The organism is Lelliottia sp. GFLA7 (assembly GCF_056490165.1).
In genome coordinates this window covers 1-11,974 of record NZ_JBWLAQ010000015.1, presented here as the reverse complement: position 1 = coordinate 11,974, position 11,974 = coordinate 1, and the positions used below count along the sequence as shown (strand labels likewise).

Genomic DNA, 11,974 nt, shown 5'->3' with positions numbered 1-11,974 from the left:
TGTGGTGGTACAGCACGAAAGTGGGGGTGGTCGACCTGAAGAAAAAGTCGATCACCCTGGGTAAAGGATGTTAAAAAGTGTTCACCATGTCCCCGAACACCTGTCTGCCATGTCTCCGGACCGTACACCCACAGGGAGAGGGAGAAAACATTAAAAAAGGCAACATACGTTGCCTTTTTGCTTTTGCTTCAGTGCGATGTGCCAGCCCTATAAAACTGCTCGAGGCAGTCCCCTCTCCCTATGGGAGAGGGTTAGGGTGAGGGGGTTTACAACCTCACCGGATCAATATGCCAGATCTTCTCGGCATACTCTTTGATGGTCCTGTCCGACGAGAAATAGCCCATATTGGCGATATTGTGCATCGCTTTAGTGGCCCACTCCTCCTGATGACGATAAAGCTCATCCACCTTTTCCTGACAGTCCACGTAGCTTCGGAAATCCGCCAGCACCTGATAATGATCGCCAAAGTTAATCAGCGAATCGACCAGGTCACGGTAGCGCCCAGGCTCTTCAGGATTAAACACGCCAGTGGCGATTTGCGTCAGCACTTCGCGCAATTCTTCATCTTGCTCATAGTAATCACGCGGTTTGTAGCCCTGCTTGCGCAGTTCTTCCACTTCTTCTGCCGTGTTCCCAAAGATAAAGATGTTATCCGCCCCAACGTGCTCCAGCATCTCCACGTTTGCACCGTCGAGCGTACCGATCGTCAACGCCCCGTTCAGCGCAAACTTCATGTTACTGGTTCCGGAGGCTTCCGTTCCCGCCAGCGAAATCTGTTCGGAGAGATCCGCTGCCGGAATAATCAGCTGCGCCAGGCTCACGCTGTAGTTCGGGATAAACACGATCTTCAGTTTGTCGCCAATCTGCGGGTCGTTGTTAATCACTTTTGCGACATCATTGATGAGGTGAATGATGTGTTTTGCCATGTAGTACGCCGAGGCTGCCTTTCCGGCAAAAATATTTACGCGAGGCACCCATTCGGCCGTCGGATCGGCCTTAATGCGGTTGTAGCGCGTAATCACATGCAGCACGTTCATCAGCTGTCGTTTGTACTCGTGGATACGTTTGATCTGCACGTCGAACAGCGCTTTCGGATTCGCGACCACGTTCAGATGCTGCGCCATATAAACCGCTAAGCGCTTTTTGTTCAGTAGCTTGGCATCACGCACCGCTTTGTTTACCAGCGGGAAATCCATGTGCTGTTCGAGTTCGCTGAGTTGACTGAGATCGGTTCGCCACGTGCGACCAATATTTTCATCCAGCACTTCCGACAACGGCTGGTTCGCCAGCGCCAGCCAGCGGCGCGGCGTGACACCGTTAGTCACGTTGCAGAAACGCATCGGGAAGATTTTCGCGAAATCGGCAAACAGCGATTGCACCATCAGGTTCGAGTGCAGTTCAGACACCCCGTTCACTTTATGACTGACGACCACCGCCAGCCACGCCATGCGCACGCGACGTCCGTTGGATTCATCAATGATCGACGTGCGGCTCAGCAGCCCGGTATCTTCGGGATACTGTTCCTGCAACGTTTTCAGGAAGTAGTCGTTAATTTCAAAGATGATCTGCAGATGGCGCGGCAGAATTTTACCGAGCATATCGACAGGCCAGCTTTCCAGCGCTTCGCTCATCAACGTGTGGTTGGTGTAAGAGAAGACCTGGCAGGTGACTTCAAATGCCTCTTCCCAGCTAAATTTATGCTCATCCATCAGCAGGCGCATCAGCTCAGGAATCGACAGCACCGGGTGGGTGTCGTTGAGGTGAATCGCCGTTTTTTCTGCCAGATTGTCGTAAGTTCTGTGCAGCTGATAGTGACGGCTGAGAATATCCTGGATGGTGGACGACACCAGGAAATACTCCTGACGCAGACGCAGCTCGCGTCCGGAATAGGTGGAGTCATCCGGGTAGAGCACGCGCGAGACGTTTTCGGAGTGGTTTTTATCTTCAACCGCCGCGAAGTAATCGCCCTGGTTGAATTTACCGAGGTTGATTTCGCTACTCGCCTGCGCGTTCCACAGACGCAATGTGTTGGTCGCATCGGTGTCGTAGCCAGGGATAATCTGGTCGTAGGCCACCGCCAGGATCTCTTCGGTTTCGAGCCAGCGGCTCTTTTTGCCTTCTAGCTGGACACGCCCGCCAAACCGCACTTTATAGCGTGTGTTGTGGCGTTTGAATTCCCAAGGGTTGCCGTATTCCAGCCAGTAATCCGGTGACTCTTTCTGACGCCCGTCGACGATGTTTTGCTTGAACATACCGTAATCGTAGCGAATGCCGTATCCGCGCCCAGGCAGCGCCAGCGTGGCCAGTGAATCAAGGAAACAGGCCGCCAGACGCCCCAAACCGCCGTTGCCTAAACCGGGGTCGTTCTCTTCGTCGATCAGCTCTTCTAAATCTAACCCCATCTCTTCCAGTGCGTTTTTGACATCGTCATAAATACCCAGCGATAACAGCGCGTTGGAAAGGGTGCGGCCAATCAAAAACTCCATCGACAGGTAATAAACCTGACGCGTTTCCTGTGAAAGCTGGGCGCGATTCGAGCGCAGCCAGCGTTCCACCAGACGATCACGCACGGCAAACAGCGTGGCGTTGAGCCACTCGTGTTTGTTGGCGATCACGGGATCTTTCCCGATGGTAAACATCAGCTTATAGGCAATAGAATGTTTTAACGCCTCAATGCTGAGTGTCGGGGATGCATAACTAAAAGGTGCATTCATATCAGTAACTCCGCCTTACGACTTCAAGCGTTGATAAAGATCGCGGTAGGACTGCGCCGCAACGTGCCAACTAAAATCCATCGCCATCGCCTGGCGTTGCACGAAACGCCACAAAGAGGGACGCGACCATAATACAAATGCCCGCCGAATCGCGCGTAGCAGCGACCAGGCATTGCTGTCTTCAAACGCAAATCCGGTAGCGATGCCGTCCGCCAGATTCTCAAGCGAGGTGTCGGACACCGTATCCGCCAGCCCACCCGTGCGTCGTACTAACGGCAGCGTGCCGTATTTCAATCCGTAGAGTTGCGTTAAACCGCACGGTTCAAAGCGGCTTGGCACAAGAATCACATCGGAACCGCCCATAATGCGGTGCGAGAATGCCTCGTGATAACCAATCTGCACACCGACTTGCCCCGGATGTTCCGCGGCGGCAGCAAGGAAACCTTCCTGCAACACCGGGTCGCCTGCGCCGAGAAGCGCCAGTTGGCCACCCTGCTCCAGTAATCCGGGCAGCGCTTCTAGCACCAAATCCAGCCCTTTCTGGCTGGTGAGACGGCTGACGACGGCAAACAGCGGGACTTTGTCGTTCACTTTGAGTCCCATCGCCACTTGCAGCTGTCGCTTGTTCTCGGCCTTATCTTCGACCGAATCACGGCTAAATCGCGATGCCAGCAGAAGATCGGTTTCCGGGTTCCAGATTTTTTCGTCAACACCATTCAGAATGCCCGTCAGGCGTCCCTCACGCTGGCGTTGACGCAGTAACCCTTCCATCCCGTACCCAAACTCAGGCTCGGTGATTTCGCGGGCATACGTTGGGCTGACCGCCGTAATATGATCGGCGTAATACAGCCCGGCCTTCAGGAACGAAATCTGCCCGTTAAACTCCAGGCCGTGCATGTTATAGAACGACCATGGCAGATCGATTTCATTCATGTGATGGGCATAATACATGCCCTGATACGCCAGATTGTGCACCGTAAAGACTGACTTTGCCGGATGGCCGCGCGCCGCCAGGTAAGCCGGTGCAAGACCGGCGTGCCAGTCGTGCGCGTGGACAATATCCGGACGCCAGAACGGATCCAGACCGGTCGCCATTTCCGCCCCGACCCAACCGAGCAGCGCAAAACGCAGCACGTTGTCGGTGTAAGCGAATAAGTTCGTGTCGTGGTACGGACTCCCTGGACGATCGTAAAGATGCGGGGCGTCAATCAGGTAAATACCGACGCCATTGTAATGTCCAAACAGCAGGGTGATGCGCCCGGCGAACGTGTCGCGACGGCTGACCACCTGAGCGTCGGGGATGCCACGACGAATATCAGGGAAAGCGGGCAATAACACGCGCGTGTCGATGCCCTCTGCAATTTGTGCCGCTGGTAATGCGCCGAGTACATCCGCCAACCCGCCCGTTTTCAGCAGCGGGAACATCTCTGAACATACATGTAAAACCTGCATCATCGCTCCTGTTTGATCTGCAGTTTGCGCAGCATTTCACGCGTGACCAGTACGATGCCCTCTTCAGAACGGTAGAAACGACGCGCGTCTTCTTCCGCATTTTCGCCAATCACCATGCCTTCTGGGATAATACAGGCGCGGTCAATCACGCAGCGACGCAAGCGGCACGAACGCCCGATCCACACATCCGGTAGCAATACTGACGAATCAATATTGCAGAAGGAATTTATCCGCACACGCGGGAACAGCACCGATTGCACAACGACTGAACCCGAAATAATACAGCCCCCCGACACCAGCGAGTTCAGGGTCATGCCGTGGCTTCCGGAACGGTCCTGCACAAATTTCGCGGGCGGGAGCGATTCCATATGCGTGCGAATCGGCCAGTTCTGGTCATACATATCCAGCTCAGGCGTCACAGACGCTAAATCCAGGTTCGCTTTCCAGTACGCTTCAAGCGTGCCGACGTCGCGCCAGTACGGTTCTGCCGTTGGGTCAGACTGCACACAGGACAACGGGAAGGGATGTGCATAAGCCATGCCAGCTTTGGTAATTTTCGGGATGATGTCTTTGCCAAAGTCGTGGCTGGAGTTCTCGTCTTTGTCATCCTCTTCCAGCAGGTCGTAAAGGTATTCTGCATCAAAGATATAGATACCCATGCTGGCGAGCGACTTGGTTGGGTCTGACGGCATGGTCGGCGGATTCGCCGGTTTTTCGACGAAATCAATAATCAGATCGTTTTCGTCCACGTCCATGACGCCAAACGCCGCCGCTTCAGCAACGGGCACCGGCAGACACGCCACGGTGCAACGCGCCCCTTTTTCGACATGGTCGATAAGCATGTGCGAGTAGTCTTGCTTATAAATATGGTCGCCCGCGAGGATCACGATGTATTCCGCGCCGTAGCGACGAATGATGTCGAGGTTTTGCGTGACCGCATCCGCCGTGCCGCGATACCAGTTTTCACCGTGAACGCGCTGCTGGGCCGGAAGCAGATCGACAAACTCGTTCATCTCTTCGCTGAAGAATGACCAGCCGCGCTGAATGTGCTGCACCAGCGTGTGCGACTGATACTGAGTAATGACACCGATACGGCGGATGCCGGAGTTAAGGCAGTTCGACAACGCAAAATCAATAATGCGGAACTTACCACCAAAGTGAACGGCAGGCTTAGCACGCTTGATGGTCAAATCTTTAAGACGGGTACCACGTCCACCGGCAAGAATCAGCGCAACCGTTTTTAAGGGTAACTGGCGCGCTAACATCAAGGGATCGTTCTTCTCTAATCTAACCATGACTAACTCCTTTTTTATCATCTTTGGAATACACACACTCCGTGTGCAGGCCCGTGCCAGACAGCCACCACCACCGGATTATCCTCTCCAGCAAAAGGAGGAATGGCGCGCCACTCCCCGTCAGGTAAAACAATCTCAACGACATCTTGCGTCGCGTTAAACGTGATGAGCCAGTTATCCGAAAGCAGGATTTGCAGACATGGCATACCGTTCTGCCACTCTTGCGCGCTCAACAGTTGCGCATCTTTATTCAACCAGCGGACGTTGCCGTCGCCCTCTTCCCACCACGTATCCGCAGTGAGCGCGGGAATGCGCTGGCGAAGCTGAATCAGAGCAGCCGTGAAATGCGTCAGTCCGCTGTTCGCCTGTTCCCAGTCGAGCCAGGTCAAGGGGTTATCCTGGCAGTACGCATTGTTGTTGCCGTGCTGACTGTGACCATGTTCATCACCGGCCAACAACATTGGCGTCCCCTGTGAAAGCAGCAATGTTGTCAGAAGCGCATGGACGCTGGCGCGTCGCCGCTCGATGACATCCTGACTGCCGCCTAACCCTTCTATACCATGATTGAAACTGTGGTTGTTGTTAGTGCCATCGCGATTTTCCTCACCGTTCGCCTCATTGTGTTTCTGATTGAAACAAACGCAGTCGCGAAGGGTAAATCCGTCGTGCGCCGTCACCAGATTGACGGTGGAAAACGGTTTTCGCCCCTGACGCTTAAACACATCGCTGGACGCGGAAAATCGTCCAGCAAACTCACCCAGCGACAAACTTTTTTCGAGCCAAAAGCGGCGCGTCGCATCGCGGTAATGATCGTTCCACTCCGCAAACGGCGGCGGGAAATTCCCCACCTGATAGCCGCCTTCACCAATATCCCACGGCTCGGCGATCAGCTTCACACGCGAGAGCACAGGACAGTTTTTGATCGCCTCAAGCAACGGCGCCTGTTGGCTGAACGCTGGCGTTCTGCCCATCACCGAAGCCAGATCGAAGCGGAAACCGTCGATATGGAACGTCTCAACCCAGTATTTCAGGCACGCGTGCGCATACTCGGCCACCGCCGGATGACTGAGATTGAGGGTGTTACCGCAGCCGGTCCAGTTGTGATAATCGCCATCTTCCCTGATCCAATAATAGCTACGGTTATCGATTCCGCGCAGGGAGAGCGTGGGTCCGTCGAGATCCAGTTCCGCACTGTGGTTAAGCACCACGTCCAGAATCACTTCAATGCCCGCCTGATGCAGCGCTTTTACGGCATCACGAAACTCGTCCCGCGCTCTCTCTGGATGCGAGGCGTAGCGCGGATCAAGGGCAAACATCGCCAGCGGGTTATAGCCCCAGTAATTGGTCAGCCCAAGCCGCTGCAAACGCGGTTCGCTGGCAAAATGCCAGATCGGTAAAAGCTCAAGCGAAGTGATACCAAGATGCTTGAGGTAGGCAATCATCACCGGATGACCGAGCGCCTTGTAGGTGCCGCGAATCTCTTTCGGGATCGCCGGATGGAGATACGTCAGCCCTTTCACGTGGGCTTCGTAAATCACCGTGTTGCCCCACGGAATATCAGGTGAGCTATCCCCTTCCCAGTCATACACATCACTCACGACCACGCTTCGGGGCGCAATGGCTGCGCTATCGCGGGGATCAGGCTGTTGCTCACCATCAAGGAAAAGGGGATCGTCTTTGACATCGCCGTCCACGCGCAGCGCGCAGGGGTCAATCAGTAATTTGGCCGGATTGAAGCGCAGCCCGTACTCAGGCTGCCAGGGGCCATGGACGCGAAAACCGTAACGCAACCCTGGCTTGCCGTCTTCAAGATAGCCGTGCCAAATATCCCCTTCGCGCGCAGGCAGATCGTAGCGATACTCGTTGCCTTCGCGGTCAAACACACAGAGTTCTACCCGCTCCGCATGGGCGGAAAAGAGGGTGAAATTCACCCCTTTGCCGTCAAAACTGGCACCGAGCGGTGCGGGTTTTCCTGCCGTGAGTTGGGTCATTCACCCTCCCGGACGAGCCAGATGGTGGACAGCGGTGGCAGCGTGAGGCTTAACGAGTGGGGTCGGCCATGGCTTTCGTGTTCATCGCTCTGAACCGCGCCCGCATTACCCGCGTTGCTGCCGTGATAATGGCTGGAATCGGTATTGAGGATTTCGCGCCATTTACCCGGCTGATTAATGCCAAAGCGATAATGCGGACGCGGTACAGGCGTAAAGTTACTGGCCACAATGATTTCATTGCCCGCACTGTCGCGACGGACAAAAACAAACACCGAGCGCTCGTGGTCATCCACCACCAGCCATTCAAACCCGTATGAGTCGAAATCCATCTCGTGCAGCGCTTTATGATGGCGGTAAGTCAGGTTGAGGTCGCGCACCAGACGCTGCACGCCGTGATGCCAGTTGTCGCCGCCTTCCAGCAGATGCCAGTCGAGGCTGGAATCGTGATTCCACTCGCGCCCCTGCGCAAATTCATTGCCCATAAACAGCAGTTTTTTACCGGGGAAGGCAAACATCCAGCCGTAGTAGGCGCGCAGGTTGGCAAATTTTTGCCACGCGTCGCCCGGCATGCGGTCGAGAATCGATTTCTTACCGTGGACCACTTCGTCGTGCGACAGCGGCAGCACGAAGTTTTCGGTGTTGTTGTAGAGCATCCCGAAAGTGAGTTTGTCGTGGTGATACTTACGGAACACCGGGTCGAGCTTGAAATAATCCAGCGTGTCGTGCATCCAGCCAAGATTCCACTTGTACCAGAAGCCCAGCCCGCCCATTGACGGCGGACGCGACACGCCTGGGAAATCGGTCGACTCTTCCGCCATCGTCACCGCGCCGGGAACCTGCTCGCCGAGAATGCGGTTGGTGTTGCGCAGAAACTCAATGGCTTCGAGGTTTTCGCGACCGCCGTACTCATTCGGGATCCACTCGCCCTCTTTGCGGCTGTAATCGCGATAAATCATCGACGCCACCGCATCCACGCGCAATGCGTCGATGCCAAAGCGTTCAATCCAGTACAGCGCATTGCCGACCAGATAGTTCGCCACTTCGCGACGCCCGTAGTTATAAATCAGGGTATTCCAGTCCTGATGATAGCCTTCGCGCGGATCGCTGTGTTCGTACAAATCAGTGCCGTCGAATTCAGAAAGACCAAAATCATCGGACGGGAAATGGCCCGGCACCCAGTCGAGAATGACGCTCAACCCGGCGGCGTGGGCGGCATTAATGAAATAGCGGAAGTCATCGCGCGTCCCGAAACGGCGCGTTGGCGCATACAGCCCCGTTGGCTGATAGCCCCAGCTACCGTCAAACGGGTGTTCATTAATCGGCAGCAGTTCGATATGGGTAAAGCCCATCCATTTGGCATACGGCACCAGCTGATCGGCCAGTTCCCGATAGCTCAGCCAGAAATTATTGTCGGTATGACGACGCCATGAGCCGAGATGCACTTCGTAAATCGAAATCGGCGCATCAAAATTATTCGCCTGTTTGCGCTCCTCGCTCTGAACGACTTTTTCCGGCAGACCGCAAATCAGCGAGGCGGTGGCCGGGCGCATTTGCGCTTCGAAGGCATACGGATCGGCTTTGACGCGCAGTTTGCCGTGGGCATCGATCATCTCAAACTTATAGAGCTGACCGTTGTGCGCGCCGGGGATAAACAGCTCCCAGATGCCGGACTCACGACGCAGACGCATCGGGTGGCGGCGACCATCCCAGTAGTTGAACTGCCCCACAACTGAGACGCGCTGTGCGTTGGGTGCCCACACGGAAAAACGCGTTCCGGTGATGCCGTCCATCGTATCGGCATGTGCGCCCAGCGTTTCGTAGGGACGTAAATGGGTGCCTTCGGACAGCAGCCAGGCGTCCATTTCCTGGATCAGGGGGCCAAAGCTGTAGGGATCGTCAATCAGGTTTTCTTGCCCATGCCAGAGCACGGCGAGTTGATAACGGAAGATATTTTTACGGCGGGGAATCACGCCTGAAAAGAAACCTCTCGAGTCGAGGCATTCAAGCTTGCCCACTTTGCGTCCGGTTTTGGGTTCAATGACCCACACTTCGGTGGCATCCGGTAACAACGCACGGACTTCTACCCCCGCTTCTGTTGGGTGCATACCCAGCACAGAAAATGGGTCGGAAAAATGACCTGCAATTAGCGCATTTATCACGTCTCTATCAATACGATCGGACATGGTATTCATCCTGTTTTTTTAATGTCGCCCTATTTAAGCGCTCCGGAACGACTTTTAATGTGACCTGAACGATGCAGCAAAATTGTCCAATCTGCTCCGTCCCACCCTCAGGTAAGAATTCAATCTCCCTTAAAGCATAGCCAACGCTCTACATGACTCCCGATAAAAAATGTGACATCCGCGTTTTACTCCGTGTAGTACGCAAAAAAAGGGGTGAATATTCACCCCTGAGATTTAACAAATTATTACGCCAGCTGGCGTAGCATGCGGCGTAGCGGCTCGGCGGCACCCCACAAGAGCTGGTCGCCGACCGTGAAGGCCGATAAATACTCCGGCCCCATGTTTAGCTTACGCAGACGGCCCACCGGGGTAGTCAGCGTGCCGGTAACGGCCGCAGGCGTCAGTTCGCGCATGGTGATGTCGCGATCGTTTGGCACCACTTTCGCCCACGGGTTGTGCGCAGCCAGAAGTTCTTCCACAGTCGGGATCGACACATCTTTTTTCAGTTTGATGGTGAATGCCTGGCTGTGGCAGCGCAGCGCACCGACGCGAACGCATAGACCATCAACTGGGATCGCCGTGGCGGTATTGAGAATCTTGTTGGTCTCAGCCTGGCCTTTCCACTCTTCACGGCTCTGGCCGTTATCAAGCTGTTTGTCGATCCACGGGATCAGGCTGCCCGCCAGCGGGACGCCAAAGTTATCGACTGGCAAATCACCGCTGCGGCTCAGCTGAGTCACTTTACGTTCGATATCCAGAATGGCTGAAGCCGGGTTCGCCAGCTCGTCCGCCACGTGATGATGCAACTGGCCCATCTGCGCCAGCAGTTCACGCATGTGGCGCGCACCGCCACCAGAAGCGGCTTGATACGTTGCAACGGAAACCCAATCAACCAGATCCTGCGCGAACAGGCCACCCAGCGACATCAGCATCAGGCTGACGGTACAGTTGCCGCCCACAAAGGTTTTCACGCCGTTGTTCAGGCCGTCGGTGATTACGCCCTGGTTTACCGGGTCGAGAATAATGATGGCATCGTCTTTCATGCGCAGCGAAGACGCCGCGTCAATCCAGTAGCCCTGCCAGCCGCTTTCACGCAGCTTTGGATAAATTTCGTTGGTATAATCGCCGCCCTGGCACGTCACGATAATGTCGAGCGCCTTCAGCGCTTCCAGATTAAAGGCGTCCTGAAGCGTGCCCGTAGACGCGCCGCCGAACGCGGGGGCAGCTTGCCCGAACTGGGAAGTGGAGAAGAAGACCGGGCGGATGGCGTCAAAATCGCGCTCTTCAACCATGCGTTGCATGAGAACAGAGCCGACCATACCGCGCCAGCCGATAAAACCAACGTTTTTCATATCTATTATTTCCTGCAGAGGTGTGTGCTGTTTGTGCAAACCAGTATTCAACTGGGATATGCTTCACATTACAAAATGCTGCCAAAGTCGCAAGCGAAATTAATCGATGATGGCGCTGCGATCAGTAATACCACTAATTACAATAGAAACCACAGGCTTTATCAGGGATAAAAATAATGACTGAAATCATTTCCGCAGCGGTGCTATTGATCCTGATTATGGATCCACTCGGCAACCTGCCCATCTTTATGTCGGTGCTGAAACACACTGAACCCAAGCGCCGTCGGGCGATCATGATCCGCGAGCTGCTTATCGCGCTGCTGGTGATGTTTATCTTCCTGTTCGCCGGTGAAAAAATCCTCGCGTTCCTGAACCTGCGCGCTGAAACGGTTTCAATCTCCGGCGGCATTATTCTGTTTCTGATCGCCATTAAGATGATTTTCCCAAGCGCCGAAGGCAGCAGCAGCGGTCTGCCTGCGGGTGAAGAGCCGTTTATCGTGCCGCTGGCGATCCCGTTGGTCGCCGGCCCGACGATTCTTGCCACGTTGATGCTGCTGTCACATCAGTACCCTAATCAGATGAGCCATCTGGTGATCGCCCTGCTGATCGCCTGGGGCGGGACGTTTATCATCTTGCTGCAATCGTCGCTGTTCCTGCGCCTGCTCGGCGAGAAAGGGGTAAATGCGCTGGAGCGCCTGATGGGGTTAATTCTGGTGATGATGGCGACGCAGATGTTCCTGGATGGGATCCGGGCGTGGATGAAAGGGTAGGTAAAAGCAAAATGGCCACGCCAGTGGTCATTTTTAGTGTTTGCTCCCTCAAGGTAAATGCAAAACGGTAACGCCAGTTACCGTTATTAATGTTTTCTCCCTCTCCCCGTGGGTGTACGGTCCGGAGACATGGCAGACAGGTGTTCGGAGACATGGTGAACACTTTTTAACATCCTTTACCCAGGGTGATCGACTTTTTCTTCAGGTCGACCACCCC

Annotated in this window: 7 protein-coding genes; 1 reads left to right on the top strand and 6 read right to left on the bottom strand. The window is 54.8% G+C overall.

Features of this window, described 5'->3' with window-relative positions:
* Positions 1-266: 266 nt before the first annotated feature.
* The 6 genes from glgP to asd all read right to left on the bottom strand — a co-directional run bounded on the left by glgP (position 267) and on the right by asd (position 10,987).
* Positions 267-2,714: a glycogen phosphorylase gene (glgP, locus tag AC07RN_RS20875; RefSeq protein WP_015960796.1), complete on the bottom strand. Its 2,448-nt coding sequence runs from the start codon at positions 2,712-2,714 to the stop codon at positions 267-269.
* 15 nt (positions 2,715-2,729) lie between these two features.
* Positions 2,730-4,166 carry a glycogen synthase GlgA gene (glgA, locus tag AC07RN_RS20870; RefSeq protein WP_202668696.1) on the bottom strand — a complete coding sequence of 479 codons (1,437 nt, stop codon included), beginning with the start codon at positions 4,164-4,166 and terminating at the stop codon, positions 2,730-2,732.
* The gene (glgC, locus tag AC07RN_RS20865; protein ID WP_015960798.1) at positions 4,166-5,461 is read right to left on the bottom strand and encodes a glucose-1-phosphate adenylyltransferase; all 1,296 of its coding nucleotides are present in this window, start codon (positions 5,459-5,461) and stop codon (positions 4,166-4,168) included. The genes glgA and glgC overlap by 1 nt, the downstream gene beginning before the upstream one ends.
* A gap of 17 nt (positions 5,462-5,478) precedes the next feature.
* On the bottom strand, positions 5,479-7,452 hold the full coding sequence (gene glgX / locus AC07RN_RS20860) for a glycogen debranching protein GlgX (protein WP_478337200.1): 1,974 nt from the start codon (positions 7,450-7,452) through the stop codon (positions 5,479-5,481).
* Entirely contained in the window at positions 7,449-9,635 is a 2,187-nt protein-coding gene (gene glgB, locus AC07RN_RS20855) for a 1,4-alpha-glucan branching enzyme (RefSeq protein ID WP_015960800.1), read from the bottom strand. Before glgB ends, glgX begins: the two co-directional genes overlap by 4 nt.
* Positions 9,636-9,880: 245 nt before the next feature.
* Positions 9,881-10,987: an aspartate-semialdehyde dehydrogenase gene (gene asd / locus AC07RN_RS20850; RefSeq protein ID WP_235134220.1), complete on the bottom strand. Its 1,107-nt coding sequence runs from the start codon at positions 10,985-10,987 to the stop codon at positions 9,881-9,883.
* A gap of 176 nt (positions 10,988-11,163) precedes the next feature.
* On the opposite strand from asd, the gene yhgN reads away from it, so the two are divergent.
* Positions 11,164-11,757, top strand: coding sequence for an NAAT family transporter YhgN (yhgN, locus tag AC07RN_RS20845; protein ID WP_015960802.1), 594 nt, complete (start codon positions 11,164-11,166; stop codon positions 11,755-11,757).
* Positions 11,758-11,974: the final 217 nt, after the last annotated feature.